The organism is Ulvibacterium marinum (assembly GCF_003626755.1).
Taxonomy (GTDB): domain Bacteria; phylum Bacteroidota; class Bacteroidia; order Flavobacteriales; family Flavobacteriaceae; genus Ulvibacterium; species Ulvibacterium marinum.
In genome coordinates, this window is the sequence record NZ_RBCJ01000001.1 from 296019 (window position 1) to 312685 (window position 16667).

General features: G+C 42.4%; 7 protein-coding genes. 5 read left to right on the forward strand and 2 right to left on the reverse strand.

The window, feature by feature from the left end; genetic code table 11:
- Positions 1–13: 13 nt before the first annotated feature.
- Complete coding sequence (locus D7Z94_RS01310) at positions 14–2992, reverse strand: SusC/RagA family TonB-linked outer membrane protein (RefSeq protein ID WP_120709704.1); 2979 nt, start codon at positions 2990–2992, stop codon at positions 14–16.
- 567 nt (positions 2993–3559) lie between these two features.
- Between D7Z94_RS01310 and D7Z94_RS01315 the strand changes: the two genes are divergently transcribed.
- The 5 genes from D7Z94_RS01315 (at position 3560) to D7Z94_RS01335 (ending at position 15875) form a co-directional block, all read left to right on the forward strand.
- On the forward strand, positions 3560–5365 hold the full coding sequence (locus tag D7Z94_RS01315; protein WP_120709705.1) for an alkaline phosphatase: 1806 nt from the start codon (positions 3560–3562) through the stop codon (positions 5363–5365).
- 81 nt (positions 5366–5446) lie between these two features.
- Complete coding sequence (locus D7Z94_RS01320; RefSeq protein WP_120709706.1) at positions 5447–6091, forward strand: HAD family hydrolase; 645 nt, start codon at positions 5447–5449, stop codon at positions 6089–6091.
- A gap of 258 nt (positions 6092–6349) precedes the next feature.
- Positions 6350–9514 carry a sensor histidine kinase gene (locus tag D7Z94_RS01325; RefSeq protein ID WP_120709707.1) on the forward strand — a complete coding sequence of 1055 codons (3165 nt, stop codon included), beginning with the start codon at positions 6350–6352 and terminating at the stop codon, positions 9512–9514.
- A 6-nt stretch (positions 9515–9520) separates the two neighbouring features.
- Positions 9521–12715, forward strand: a complete 3195-nt coding sequence (locus D7Z94_RS01330) for a histidine kinase (RefSeq protein ID WP_120709708.1) — start codon at positions 9521–9523, stop codon at positions 12713–12715.
- A complete protein-coding gene (locus tag D7Z94_RS01335) occupies positions 12627–15875 on the forward strand; it encodes a sensor histidine kinase (protein ID WP_120709709.1) in 3249 nt (1082 codons plus the stop codon). Before D7Z94_RS01330 ends, D7Z94_RS01335 begins: the two co-directional genes overlap by 89 nt.
- A gap of 23 nt (positions 15876–15898) precedes the next feature.
- Here the strand turns inward: D7Z94_RS01335 and D7Z94_RS01340 are convergent, their stop codons facing one another.
- Complete coding sequence (locus D7Z94_RS01340) at positions 15899–16600, reverse strand: hypothetical protein (RefSeq protein ID WP_120709710.1); 702 nt, start codon at positions 16598–16600, stop codon at positions 15899–15901.
- Positions 16601–16667 lie beyond the last annotated feature (67 nt).

A 16667-nucleotide genomic window follows, 5' to 3' on the forward strand; every position in this document is an offset into this window, starting at 1 on the left:
AACAATTTTTTAATTAAAATGTTACGTTTAAGCCTAATAACAAAGTCCTTGGAGACGGATAGGTAAAACGGTCTATACCAAAGGTTTGAATATCGTCAATATCGGTTCCAGTATTGATTTCTGGATCAAAGCCCGAATAATCCGTTATTACAAATAGGTTCTGTCCCGTTAACGTAAATCGAAAGTTACTCACCCAATCGCTTAACCCAAGTACTGCGGGATCAAGAGTATACCCCAGGGTGGCATTGTTCAATCGCAAGAAACTGCCATCTTCCAGATATCGGGTAGAGACTTCGTTAGAATTGCTAAGATCCTCATTAGGAAATTGAACGGCAAAATCAGTGGTATTCAAATTTCTACTCAATTGACTATTGGAAAATATGGTCATGGCCGTATGGTTATAAATCTTATTTCCGGAAACCCCATTAAAATTAAGGCCTAAATCCCAATTTTTGTAGTTGAAGTTGAAGTAGAAGGCATAGATAACATCAGGAAGTGCGGTGCCTACTGCAATCCGATCATTATCCAAAGACTCCCCATCCCCATTAACATCCCTAAACTGGTTTAAACCATCCGCACCGATGCCGATAAATTCTTTCATAAAGAAGGTGCCTATAGGCTCATCATTGATATACCCATTAATAGTAGCACCTGTTTGCCCTGCCCCTTGGGCAGCACCAGAAGTAAGAACCTCAAATTGGGAATCTACCACCTTATTATCCGTATAGGATATATTACCTCCCACATTAAAGGTAAAGTCCTCAGTGAAATTGCCCCTGTAGTCCAGGGAAAGTTCAAAACCGGTATTTTGTATTTCCAAATCGGGAATATTTGTCCATATTTTTTCCGTTGGCTGAATGGGGTCTATTCTATTTGCGAATAACACCACATCGGTGACCACTTTGTTGAAATAATCCAAAGTACCTGTTATCCTATTGCCGAAGAGGCCAAAATCCAGACCTATATTTGTTTGTGTGGACACCTCCCATTTGAGGTCTGGAAACGCCGTACGAACAGGTACGGTACCAAAAGGATAATCGTCCAGGGAAACTTCAGTTCCATTAATGGGATAGGTGTCATTTTCCGTCCTTGAATCAATGAAACTTGCTAAGCTTACTTTAGGGTCTATACCTTCCTGATTCCCTGTTTGGCCCCAACTTGCACGAAGCTTTAGGTTGCTGAACACTGAACTATCCGCCAAGAAATCTTCCTTGCTAATATTCCATCCCAAGGCAAATGATGGGAAATAACCATACTTATTGTTTGCACCAAACCGGGACGAACCATCGGCCCGCATAGTGGCTGTCAACAAATACTTATCGTCATACGCATAGTTTACCCTGCCAAAATAGGACTGTAGCTCATTTATAAAAGCTTCGGATTCCAAAGTGGTGGGGAAAGTTTCGGTACTGATCTGATCCTGAAATCTAGGCTCTATTCCGTTATTGGCAAATCCTTCCAGTTCAAACCTTTTTTGCTCGAATTTTGTTTCCTGGTAGGAATGGGCCGCCAAAACCGTTAGGTTATGTTTGCCCTTACTGAAGGTGTAGGTCAGTGTATTTTCAATCAAGGTGTTGGTATTTATCGTTGCCCTTGAGTCCAATTCACCTTGCTCAAAACCTTCCAACAAAGTGTATGGGGTCAGTTGTTCATCGCGGGTGGTAGATGCATAATCCACGCCCAGATTCAACTTATAGGTCAATCCCTTAACAATTTCAATAGAAGGAGAAATATTGGCCAGGATTCTATTGCTGTTGGCCTCATCGGTAAAAATCTGATTTCGAACAACCGGATTTAGACGTTCATCAAAGAATGTGGGCTCTCCATTGGTAAAAACGGGAAAGGTAGGATTCAATTGTAACATGTCCACTATAATCGAATTGTTGTCAGGCCTTTCATTTACGGTTCGGGAAGCGGTTAGATTAAAATCCACATTAAAACGCCCCTGAAGTGCCTTTTGGTTTAGGTTGATACGCCCGGAATACCGTGTTAAAGAGCTATTGTTCAACGTACCTTCCTGGTCATCCACGCCAGCCGACACAAAATAGGAGGACTTGTCCACAACCCCTCCGCTCATGGAGAAATTGACATTTTTGGAAATCCCTGTTCTGGTCAATTCATCCTGCCAATCCGTATTCGCACCACCATCGGCCAGTGTTCCCCCAACCGCAGGCACTTGGTTTCTAAACTCACTGGCACTAAACACATCCATAGGATTTGCTATGGAAGATACGGCAGTGGAGACCGATAAATTCATCTCCGTCTTACCGGCTTTTCCTTTTTTGGTCGTAATTACGATGACCCCATTGGCAGCACGTGCTCCGTAGATCGCGGTCGCGGAAGCATCCTTTAAAACATCTATCGATTCTATATCCTGTGGATTTAGGAAGTTTAAAGGGTTGGCACCGGCTGCCACACCAATGCTGGAATTATCAAGTATAAAACCATCTACCACAAAAAGAGGCGTAGTACCAGCACGAAGGCTTCCGACACCTCTAATAATTATATTCTGGGCAGCTCCGGGTTCACCACTAACATTGGTCACATTTACACCGGCTATCTTACCCTGTACAAGTTGACCTGGGTTCGCAACTACGCCCCGGTTGAAATTTTCACTTTTTACCGAACCTATGGCGCCTGTTATGTCCGACTTTCTCTGAACACCATATCCTACTACTACCACGTCTTCCAACTGAGTGGCATCTTCGGACAACTGGGCCGTTACGTTAGTTTGACCTGCCAAGGGTATTTCCGTAGTAGTGTATCCCAGATAGGAAACTTCTAGAATAGCATTTGGATCAGAGACTTCTATCGTAAAATTACCGTCAAAGTCGGTCGTGGTACCATTGGTCGTTCCCTTCTCTATAACACTTGCCCCGGGAAGGGGAGCATTTAGGTCATCGGTGACCGTACCTGTCACCGTAGTCTGTGCCCAAGAAACCGAAACGATTCCGAGCAGGAAAATCAGCATTAAAAATCGAATTTTCTTCATATCTGGCTGTTTTTGCGTTAGTTAATTCTTAAGCCAAATAACAATAAAAAAGCGATGCCTAAAATTATTCGGAGCCAAAAGTCTATGCAAAGGTTTGCATTGATTTACATGGACTTAAGCCTTATTTAAACTTTAGGGAACATTATTCCCAAATAACTATTTAGGGCTTTTTAAAACTGGTAAAAAAGCAATATGGAGGGAAGAATTTCTTAAAAAATTAGAGAAAATGATTTGTGTGCGAACCCTAGGTATAGAGGGATGATTCGTCAAGAAAAAGGGGAGCCGTGTGCTGTTCCGCAAGCTTCTCCCAAAGTACGGACAAAACCCCTGATTTTTAGATTCTTCGCGATAATAAGAACTCCTTACAGGAGGGGCAATACTTCTTTACTTGGCACCTATGGCTTCCTTATGCAAACCTTTGCATAAGCTTCTCCTTATCGTTACCCCTTGGGAGTCCTATATTCGTATAAAAATAATGATTCCAATCCCGATTTTACCTATCCAAATGGAATTCGATAATTAAATCCTTTTTTGAACAACAATAGTTTAACAAGTCAAATCCCGGTCATGTCCAAAAAAAACCTCCTCCTAATTCTTCTACTTTGCATTTCGACCATTGCTTTAACAGCACAACCCGTGAATCGGGCAAAAATACACTCACACAATGATTATGTTCAAAAAGTCCCTTTTTGGAGTGCCTATGCCAATGGCCTAAACTCCATAGAGGTAGACATTTTTTTAAAGAATGATAGGCTTTACGTTACCCATGGCGAATCTGAAATTATACAAGACCGAACCTTGGAGAATCTATATCTGCAACCCATTCAAAAAGCAGTCCAATTAAAATTAGGGCAGCCACAAGAATTACAGTTACTAGTGGATATAAAATCGGAGCCTTATGCTACCTTGGAAAAACTGATATCCATTTTGGAAAACTATCCCAACCTAATCAATGACAGAAACATTTCTATTGTAATATCCGGCAATCGACCGAAGGTAAATGAGTATGTGAATTATCCGGATTACATTCATTTTGATTATCAAAAGCTAGAAGATATACAGCGTGATAAAGCTTGGAACAAAGTAGCTTTGATTAGCCTAAATTTCAAAAAGTTTTCGCCTTGGAACGGAAAAGGAAGACTAACCGCTGAGGATTACAAGAAAGTAAAGGCCGTAATCGATAAAGCCCATTCATACGGTAAACCCTTTCGATTTTGGGGTGCGCCCGATTCCAAAACCGCCTGGAAAGCATTTAGCGATATGGGTGTCGATTTTATCAATACCGATTTACCATATGCATCGGCCTCCTATTTAAATACACTGGGGCAGCGAGTCTTTTACAATACGGTTTCGTCAGAAGTCTATACACCAACGTTCGAATCGGACCAGAAAAACAGGCCTGTTAAAAATGTCATCCTACTCATTGGTGATGGTAACGGGTTAACGCAGATTTCGTCCTCTGTTTTGGCCAATGGCGGAGATTTAACATTGACCCAATTAAAAAGTATCGGGTTTTTAAAAACGCAATCCGCCGATGATTTTACGACCGATTCAGCGGCCGCTGGTACCGCATTGGCAACGGGTACAAAAACTAACAATCGTGCAATAGGAGTAGATGCCCAAGACAACTCCCTAAAAAACATTGCTGAACTCCTAAATGAAAACGGTTTTAACTCCGGATGCATAACTACAGATGATATTACAGGAGCCACTCCAGCTGCTTTTTATGCACATCGTAAAGATCGATCGGATGAAGCGGGTATTATTTCGGATTTATCTAAAAGTAAGCTTTCACTCCTTATTGGTGGAGGTTCAAATGCCCTTGAAACTGGAATTGCTCAAATGGGTTTTTCTATTCTGGAAAGTACGGATAGAATTGCCAAGAGCGATGAAAAACGAGTCGCACATTTTATTTCAAAGGACGGTGTCCCGGGTATTCTTGAAGGCCGTGGAGCGATATTGGCAGAGGCGACCAAAAATGGATTGACCTTTTTAAAAGCTAAAAAGGCACCCTTTTTTTTAATGGTAGAAGGAGCAAAAATAGATAGTTACGGCCATGAGAATTCTGTGCCCGGCATTGTCTCGGAAGGAATAGATTTTGATAGGGCCATAACCGAAGCCCTTAAATTTGCGGATGTAACGGGCAATACGCTCGTGGTCGTCACAGCAGACCATGAAACATCCGGATTTAGTATACCACAAGGAAATCTTGAAAACAGGATGGTGGAAGGGGATTTTACCACCCATGACCACACGGGTACCATGGTACCGTTATTTGCCTACGGTCCACATTCCCAAGAATTCCAAGGGGTATATGAGAATACCGAGGTGTATGATAAAATTATAAAAGTGCTCAAAATTAAGGCAGATTAGGCCGCATACCTTTTCTTTGTACCTTAACTTATGGTACATCCAGATTGATAGCTCTTTGCTGATAAAAAGCTACCCAACTAAATGAAATACAAGTGCATTATTTTTGATTGTGATGGTGTTTTGGTGGATAGCGAACTCATTACCGCCAAGGTATTGGTTGCGATGGGAAAGGATCTGGGATTGCACATGGACTTGAACTTTGTAGTAGGTGAGTTTTTGGGAAAGTCTTTAAACGATATCATGCACTATCTCGATGTACTTACCAAAGGGGGATTGCCCCCGGACTTCGAATCGGAGTACCGGAAAAAAACGTTTGAGGCTTTCAAGAATGAGCTTAAGCCGATAGAGGGTGTCCATTCGGTTATCGAGAATCTTAAAATACCTTTTTGTGTAGCTTCAAGTGGGCCCTTGGAAAAAATACGTGCCAACTTAACGACCACCGGCCTGATTGATAAGTTTGAAGACAGAATATTTAGCTGCTATGAAATACAAAGTTGGAAACCCAATCCGGATATTTTCCTTCATGCCGCCAAAAATATGGGCTTTAAACCAAAGGAATGTGCTGTTATCGAGGATAGCAAAGTTGGAGTTCAGGCGGCCTTGGCCGGGGGCTTCGATGTTTTCGTGTACTCCAAGAATGGTCATGACTACCCTGTTGGGGTGCAGGAGACCTTTGTGTTTCAAGATATGAGCGAATTGAAATCACTGCTCTCCCAGTCCTTATAATGTCGTACCTAAGCAATCCCTAATAACTTTACAAAAAACTAGGGTCCCTATATTTCTCGAGGTTCTTCGGTCAACCATTTTTAGTTCAGAAATCTGGTGAAAAAGAATCTTTAAATTTGTTTCACTTGCTCTGTTTAAGGCCGGCTGTTTTTTCTTAATTTTAATTCCGTATACTTTACTTGATGTTGGCTTGGATTAATTTGTCCAACACTTAGTCTAAAATTTTCAACTTTTTATCCCCCGTTTGTTTATGGATTAATGCATAAAATACTTACTTATTCTATCATTGTACAGGCGTTGATCTTTAATGGGCTGTATGCCCAGGATTATACAATCCGGGATATAATGGTCAACACCAACGGGGAATCCCATAAGGACATTAACATAATACAGGTAGATCATGAGGGATTCCTGTGGTATTCTACCTATAATGGAATAGTAAAGGACTTCGAAACCCACAGTGTGCTTTCTACCTTTGTGGATGAAGACGGAGGGAACCCACCCAAAATAGGGTTTACGATTTTTATAGATAACCAACATCGGATTTGGGTTTCCACCCAGACCGGAATTTTCGTATCCAACGAAAGTTTGGACGACAATTTTAATCGCATAAAATTCAAACCATTTTTAAGGGGAGAAAATCTTTCGGGAAACTCCTATATCGAAGATTGTGACGGAAATATATGGATTGTTGGGGCTGATAATATTATTTTAAAAGTGGACTCTACCTTCGAGGTAGAAAAATATCAAATTGAAGCATTAAAACCCACCTATGCCCTATCCGACTATTACAAACGGGAGTTTTTGTTTTTTGAAAAAATAATCGACTGCGATAAAATTCTTTGTAGACAAGGGCGCAAATTGTTCATTCTAGAAAAAGGGGAGGTTCGTTTAATTGCAGATTATACTTCCACAAAAAATTATGAAATGATGGGCTATTTCCATCCGGAATGGACCTTTAATGGTGGTGACGGAATCCTCATTACCCCTAATGGGGAACTCTTGCCCAAATCCAAAGAAATCCGGTATACCTATGAAGGAAACGTCTTTGAAAGCCATTTTATTGAAGACCTGGATATACAAGTTACCAATCTACCTTTTCAAGAAATGATCCCCATTACGGAAAACGGCAATCCGATACTAAAGGATTATGCCGATCTTATTGGTATCGACGGCCTTGGAAAGAATGTATCCCTATTCAAACTAATAGAAACGAACGGGAATTTTCAGCTAAAAAAGACCTACGAAATTCCATTCCCCTTTTGGGTCGAGGACCTGGTTATCGATAAGAATGACGTTATCCATGTAAGCAACTATGATCGAATCAGCAAAATAAAGTTCAGCAAGAATAATTTTGACAGGATCCTTTACGGGAACGGCAAGCGCGTTATAAGTACAAGAGGCCTGTTGGAGCTCCCCAATAAGGAAATACTCGCCGCTACCTATTCGGGGGTTTTTAAGATTACGCATTCCGAAAATGATTTTATTCAAAGCCCATACATTACGGAAAATGTTTTTCCTCAATTGTCCTATCTCAGGTCTTTTGTAAAAGCCAGCGATTCTACGGCATGGTGCCTAGGTGAAAACCGTATGATTGCCGAAATAAATTTTCTTTCAGAAGAGATTAACGGACAGTACTACTTCAAAAAAGACTGGGAATTGGGACAATTGCGGTATTATGATATCCTAAAATCCTCGGACTCTACCCTATTCCTGGCCAGTAATTTTGGCCTTCAGGAATTCAACCTCAAACAAAAAAAGTTCCGTGAGCTAAACATTCCCCCAGTTGAAAATGCCAGAGAACTTTTCATTAGGGACCTCCATAGGACCGGGGACAAGCTCTACATAGGCACGGATGCAAATGGGCTTTTTATACAGGATCTGGATTCCAATACCTTTTTAAGCCTTGCTAATGATTCTATCAATAAAGGTTTGACACTTCCCACCAATAAAGTTTATACCGTTCTCACGGACCAAGAGGAAAATTTATGGCTGGGTACCGATAAAGGGGCAGTCTATATTGACAAGGACCTGAAAACAACAACCGTACTGGATGGTGCAGACGGACTTACCAATTTAAACGTGGTGGGAATTTTGGAAGATGCCGATGAAAATATCTGGTTTAGCACCTATGATGGGCTTTACCGGTATCAAAAGGATTTAAAAAAAGTCACCGCATTCTATGTGGAAGATGGCCTGTCCTTTAACGATTTCAATCAAAATGCGTATTACAAAACCTCGAACAACGCCTTGTTCTTTGGGGGCGTCAGGGGATTGGTTGCCTTTGACCATATTGATAACCCCGTTCAATCCCAAGACCTTCGGATATTCCCCACCAAATTCGAATACTATGACAGGGATGAAAAAAAAGATGTTGAAGTCGATGTTTTGAACAAAGGTAACTACAGCTTCAGCTTGCCCTACTCCAAAAATTCCTTCTCGGTAACCTACAGCATCAACGACTGCTATAATACGGAGAACAACAAATATGCCTATAGTTTGGAAGGGGTCACCAATGATTGGGTAGATCTGGGAAGCCAGACTACCTTAAAGCTGTTGTCCATACCCCCAGGGGATTACGTGCTACGTATAAAGGGTCTGAATCCTGCGGGAGTGGAATCTGCCAATGTACTTAACTATGACATCCATGTGGCCCAGGTCTTTTATAGACGGCCCTGGGTCCAGGCCATTACAGTGCTCTTTCTCCTTGGACTGGTGGGATTGATCTTGTACAATCATTCGAAAAGGGAACGGAAAAAACATGAACTGCGCCTTACCCTGGTGGAACTGGAACGAAAGACCCTAAGGGCACAGATGAACCCACACTTCATTTTCAACGCCCTGAACGGGATACGAAAGACCGTAAAGGAGGGCAAGCTCTCCAAGCTGGACGACTATATCACCAATTTCTCATCCCTTATGCGGTTGACACTGGACCTGACCCGGAACGAGAACATCCTGCTCTCCAAGGAGATACGATACATCGAGAATTACGTGGCCCTTACCAATACCAAGAGCGAGCACAAAATAGACCTGGTTGTCCAATGCGGGCCGGACATCGATGTGGAGGATATCTTTATCCCCTCCATGGTCCTGCAGCCCATTGTGGAGAACTCGATCGTTCATGGTTTTACGGAAGATCAAAGTGAAAAGTCCATAACCATCAAGATCGAAAGATCCAAGAGGACCGGACGACTGATCCTTACCATCCAGGACAACGGCATAGGGATCTCCGGGGCGAAGAACAAGGAGCATACCGACAATGGGCACCAGTCCTATGCCACCCAGATATTGCATGAACGGTTAACATTATTGAACCAGATCCGCAAAAAGGGGCATGGGTACGAAATAGAGATAAAGGATATAACCGACGAAAAAAGGACAGGGGCCGTGGTCACCATCAAAATCCCGTTTCAGATTTAGGTAACAATGCGTAAAATAATTACATATTCCATCATTTTATATGCATTGGTTTTCAATGTCTTAAATGCGCAGGATTATACCATACGAGACATTGCTATTAATAGCAATGGGGAGTCCCATAAGTACAGGAATTTAATGCAGGTGGACCATGACGGGTTTCTATGGTATTCTACCCATAATGGCTTGGTAAAGGACTTTGGGGCCTATAACGTACTTTCTTCTTTCTTAGATGAAAACCCAAATAACCTGCCCAAATATATACATGGGTTTTTTATTGATAGCAAGCAAAGAATCTGGGTATTCGCCACCACCGGACTTTTTGTATCCAACAAAAGCTTGGGAGATAGTTTCAATCGTATAGAATTCAAACCATTCTTAATGGGGAGGGAGTTGCAGCCAAATTCCTTTATCGAAGACTGCCACGGCAATTTGTGGATTGTTGCCGGTGGTCCTGTGAACAACAATATTATTTTAAAGGTCGACCCCTCCTTGAAAGTCACGGAATATCAAATTCCCGGAATTGGACCTAGGGATGTATATGCAGCATATTTTTTGAGGAACTTTCTACATTTTGAAAGAAGGATTGGCTGCGATACATTTCTGGTCAGACAGGGACGCAAGCTGTTTGTCCTGGACAAGGGGAAGACTACTCCAATAGCAGATTTTACTGCTACATTAAGTTATGACGATAGCGTTTATTATTATCCAGGATGGGAATGGCAATACAATGGGGGTGACGGCCTTTTGATTACGGATAATGGCGACATTCTTCCGGAATCCTTGGAAACACGGTATACCTATGAGGGAGAAGTTTTTGAGACCCATTTCATAAAAGATTTGGATATACAGGTGCTTAACCTCCCCCTTCAAGAGATGATGCCTATTACGCAAGACAGCAATCCCATACTAAAAAACCATGCCGATCTTATCGGTATCGATGACCGTGGAAAGACCTTGGTGTTATTCAAAATGATGGAACTAGATGGGGAGTTCCATCTCAAAAAGACCTATGACATTCCGTTCCCTTTCTTGATTGATGACGTCATCATCGATAATAATGATGTCATTTATGTAAGCAACTATGACCGGATCCGCAAAATAAAGTTCGGCAAGAACAGTTTTGATAGGATCTTATATGCGAACGGCGAACAAAACATCGATACAAGGGGGTTTTTAGAGCTCCCTAACAAGGACATCCTTGCCGCTACGGATGAAGGGGTTTTTAGGCTTTCATCACGTGGTGGCAATAATTATGGCGAAAGTCCATATAGAACAGAAAGTGTTTTTCCAAAATTGAATCTGCTTAGGTCTTTTTTAAAGGCCAGCGATTCAACGGCTTGGTGTATTGGGGAGCACAAAGGGCTTTGGGAAATCAATTTTCTAAAGAATACGATTGTTGATACCAACATCTTTTACGCGCACCGGAGATTGGCAAATTTGCATTACTATGATATTCTCAAGCATTCGGACTCTACCTTTTTGTTGGCCAGCAATTATGACCTTCAAGAATTCAATTTCAAACAGAAAAAGTTCCGTGTGCTGCCCATTCCCCCTCTAGAAAACGCAATAGACCCTATAATAAGGGTTCTTCAAAAGACTAGGGACAAGCTCTATATAGGAACAGACGTAAATGGATTGATCATACAGGATCTGGATTCCGATACCTTTTTACATCTTACCAAGGATTCTACCCACAACGGATTGGCCCTTCCGACGAATACGATCTATACCATTTTTTTAGATCAGCAAGAAAATATATGGCTGGGCACGGATAAGGGTGCAGTACAAATTGATAAGGATCTAAAAAAGGCGACTGTACTCGGCGCGAGGGAGGGGTTTACCGATTTAAACGTAGTCGGAATTTTGGAAGATGCCGAAGAAAATATGTGGTTCAGTACCCATGATGGGCTGTACCGGTATGAAAAAGGATTAAAAAAAATCACTGCGTTTTATGTTGAGGACGGACTGACCTTTAATGATTTCAATCAATATTCATATTACAGATCTTCAACGGGAAAATTGTTCTTCGGGGGAGTCAGGGGACTGATTGCCTTTGACAGCATCGATGATGCCGTCCGATCCCAAGACCTTCGGATATTCCCGACTAAATTCGAATACTATGATACCAATGAAAAAAAAGATGTCGAAGTAGATGTCATGAAGAAGGATAACTATAGTTTCAGTTTACCTTATGCCAAAAATTCGTTTTCAGTAACCTATAGTATCAACGATTGTTACAATACCGAGACCAACAAATATGCCTACAAGTTGGAGGGGTTCACCGAGGAATGGGTGAACTTGGGAGACCGGACCACCTTAAAGCTCCTGTCCATACCACCGGGGGACTACGTGCTTAGGATCAAGGGATCCGATCCCGCAGGAGTCGAATCCGCCAACGAACTGAATTATGACATCCATGTGGCACAGGTCTTCTACAAAAGGCCCTGGATCCAAGCTATTGTCCTATTGTTCCTTCTCGGCATTGTGGCATTGATCTTGTACAACCATTCGGTACGGGAACGGAAAAAACACGAACTGCGCCTTACCATGGTGGAATTGGAACGAAAGACGTTAAGGGCACAGATGAACCCCCACTTTATATTCAATGCCCTGAACGGCATACGGAAGACCGTAAAGAAGGGCACGTTGTCCAAACTGGACGACTATATCACCAATTTCTCCTCCCTTATGCGATTGACGTTGGACCTGACCCGAAACGAGAACATCCTGCTCGCCAAGGAAATACGGTACATACAGAACTATGTGGCCCTTACCAATACAAAAAGTGAATACAAAATAGATCTGATCATCCAATGTGGGCCGGACATCGACATGGAGGATACCTTTATCCCCTCCATGGTCCTCCAGCCCATCGTGGAGAATGCCATAGTTCATGGTTTTACGGACGATCAAAGGGAGAGAACCATACTCCTGAAAATAGAACGGTCCGAGGCCACAAAACAACTGATACTGATCATTGAGGACGACGGGGTAGGGATCTCGGAAACAAAAAAGAAAAGGGGACCCGATCAGGGACATCAGTCCCATGCTACTCAGATATTGCGCGAAAGGCTAAAGCTGTTGAACCAAATACGAAAAAGGGAATTCGGCTATGAAATCACAACGATGGATATTGGGGATGGCGCAAGGACAGGGACACAAGTCACCATTAAAATTCCATATAAAGGCAGTAATGCATAAAATAGTTACATACTCCATATTTCTGTGCACAATTGTCCTCAATACAGTATGTGCCCAGGACTATTCGATCCGGGATATTGAAATGAATCCCAATGGGAAGTCCCACAAGTACCGAAATTTTATGCAGGTGGACGATGACGGGTTTCTGTGGTATTCCACAAATGATGGAATTGTAAAGGACTTTGAGACCCATAGTGTCCTTTCTTCCTTTCTGGTCAAAAACCCAAATGACTTGGTCCAAGATATCTATGGGATTTTTTTTGATAGCAAAAAAAGGATGTGGGTATGCGCGGACACTGGACTTTTTTTATCCAGCGAAAGTCTGGACGATAGTTTCAATCGAGTTGAGTTAAAACCATTCCTGATGGGACGGGAATTGCAACCGAATTCCTTTATGGAGGATTGCAACGGAAATTTATGGATGGTGGCTTCCACCCCCAAGGACAATATCATTTTAAAGGTGGATTCCTCCCTTCAGGTTACGGAATATCAAATTGAGGGAATTGAACCCAGATATACAAACGACAGATACTTTTTGAGGAATTTCCTCTATTTTGAACGAAGGATCAGCTGCGATAAATTTCTCGTTCGGCAGGGACGCAAGCTCTATATCTTTGACTCCGGAACCACAACGCCCATTGCGGACTATACCCCCTCGATTAAATATAGCTGGGCAGACTATATCTATCCCGAATGGCCTCTAAACGGAGGTGATGGCCTGGTGCTTACCGACAATGGTGACATCCTTCCGGAATCCATTGAAACGCAGTATACCTTTGAAGGGAAGATTTTTGAAACCTACTTTATCGAGGATTTAGATCTACAGTTGATCAACGTACCCTTTCAGGAAATGATCCCTATTACGGAAGACGGTAATCCCATATTAAAAAACCATGCCGACCTTATCGCCATCAATGGTCCTGGAAAGACCTTGATGTTGTTTAAAATGGTGGAAATAAATGGGAGCCTTCATCTTAAAAAGACCCATGATATTCCGTTCCCTTTCTTGATCGAGGATCTGATCATCGATAAAAACGATATCATCTATATTAGTAGCTATGACCGTATCAGCAAAATAAAGTTCAACAAGAATAGGTTTGATAGGTTCCTTGATCGTTCCGAGGATCGAAAAATCGATGTAAGGGGATTTTTGGAACTCCCCGATGAGGAAATCCTTACCGCCACCACTGAAGGGGTCTTTAAACTTACCCCTTCCAACGACACCAATAGCGAAAGCCCTTTTGATATAGAAAATGTTTTTCCTTCACTGAATTTCATGAAATCTTTTGTAAAAACCAGCGATTCCATCGCATGGTGCCTCGGGGGGAGCAAAGGGCTTTGGGAAATCAATTTTCTTAAAAATACGATTGAAGAGATTCATATCTTTAACTCGCACTGGAGATTGCATAGCCTGCACTACTATGATATTCTAAAATCCTCGGACTCTACCCTATTGCTCGCCAGCCATTATGGCCTTCACGAATTCAACACCAAGCAAAATAAATTCCGTGAGCTGCCCATTCCGATAGTTGAGAACAACAGGGAACTTTTTGTTTGGGACCTTCACAGGACCAAGGACAGATTATTCATCGGTACGGATGCCAACGGACTCTTTGTACAGGATCTGGATTCCAATATCTTTTTGCACCTGACCAAGGATTCAACCAACAACGGGTTGGCCCTTCCATCGAACAAGGTCCATTCGATTTACGTAGATGGGCAGGAAAATATATGGCTGGGCACGGACAAGGGAGCTGTCTATATGGACAAGGACCTGAAAAAACTAATGGTTATAGACGGAAAGGATGGCCTCACCAACTCAAACGTAGTGGGAATTTTGGAGGATGCCCATGGAAATATGTGGTTCAGCACCCATAACGGTCTTTATAGGTATGGGAAAAGTTCTAAAAAAGTTACCGCGTTCTATGTGGAGGATGGGCTGACCTCCAATGACTTCAATCAAATTTCATATTACAGATCTTCAACGGGCAAGTTGTTCTTCGGGGGAGCTAGGGGATTGGTCGCCTTTGACAGTGTTCCTGATAATTACCAATCCCAAGAGATTAGGATCTTTCCCACCAAATTCGAATATTATGATAGGGAGGAAAAAAAGGATGTTGAACTTGAGGTTTTGAACAAGGACGATTACGGTTTCAGTTTACCTTTTGCCAAAAATTCGTTTTCCGTAACCTATAGTATCAATGACTGTTACAATACCGACACAAACAAATATGCCTACAGATTGGACGGGGTCACCGATGATTGGGTGGATCTGGGAGACCGGACCACTTTAAAGCTGTTGTCCATACCCCCCGGGGATCATGTTCTGAGGATCAAGGGATCCGATCCCGCAGGTGTGGAATCTGCCAATGAACTGCGCTATGACATCCATGTGGCCCAGGTCTTTTACAAACGGCCTTGGGTCCAGGCCATTACAGTGCTCTTTCTCCTTGGCCTGGTCGTATTGATTTTGTACGACCATTCGAAAAGGGAACGGAAAAAACATGAACTGCGCCTTACCCTGGTGGAACTGGAACGCAAGACCCTAAGGGCACAGATGAACCCGCACTTCATCTTCAATGCCCTTAACGGGATACGCAAGACCGTAAAGGAGGGCAAGCTCTCCAAACTGGACGACTATATCACCAATTTCTCCTCCCTTATGCGATTGACTTTGGACCTGACCCGGAACGAGAACATCCTGCTCTCCAAGGAGATACGCTACATTGAAAATTACATTTCCCTTACGAATACCAAAAGTGAGCACAAAATAAATCTGATGGTCCAATGCGGGCCGGACATTGATGTGGAGGATACCTTTATCCCCTCCATGATACTGCAGCCCATCGTGGAGAATTCCATCGTACACGGTTTTGCGGACGGTCAAAAGGAGAAAACCATAATCTTGAAAATTGAAAGATCCACGGCCACAAAACAATTGATACTTACTATCGAGGACGATGGGGTAGGAATTTCGGAAGCGAAAAAGAAGAACCTGCTCGATCAGGGGCATCAATCCTACGCTACCCAGATATTACATGAGCGGTTGAAGCTATTGAACCAAATACGTAAAAGGGAATTTGGTTATGAAGTTACTATTAAAGATATAGTCGACGAAACCAGGACGGGGGCGGTGGTCACCATTAAAATTCCGGTGTAGCAAGCCCTTCCGATTTTCCCTGATTAAACTATCGTTTTTACAAAAATGGAAATCAACAAGTCCATAGCTAATTCACCCACCGAAGACAGCCAGAAATAATCGGCAAGGAAAAAAATGCCCAATACCAAAACGGGCGAAATAAGGTCGATCAACACCACTTTTTTACGGTTGGCCCAATCCAGCAAAAAAAGGAGCAGCGCAGGCAAGATCTGAAATCCTTTGTTAAAAAGTTGATTGTCCTGCATATTGACATCAAAGGATATCCTAAAAATGGCCGCGCTGGTCAGCATTACCATACAACCAAGCATAAAACGCTTGTGAAGAAATCCTTTACTCCTAAAAACAAAGGCCAGCGTAAATAAGCCGTAGCCCGAAAACAGCCTAAAAACATTATGGCCCGCGCCATCTATGGTCATTGTCCCCTCATATACCTTATAAATGGAAGGGAAAATGCCCGTTGGAACCATAAGTATCATAATGACCAAACCTATTCCGCCTAAAAACCGATGTGTTGCATACTTTTTGTACCCGACCAAAAAGACCTGTATGGCGTATAGCAGTACCCAGAGGCTGAAAACCACCCCATGAAGAACCAAATGTTGTGGCAAATGGTAATCTGGATCAAAATAATCGGCCAAGTAAAATGAAGGAGCAAACCCCCAGAACACTAGAAGGAGAAACCAAATGGCCGAACATTTAAAGAAAAAGCTTTCCGAGCTCCGCATTATTTTTCAAAACGCTGGGTTATACTTTCAAATTTAAGGAGTTCTTGTTTCAATTTCTACACAATGG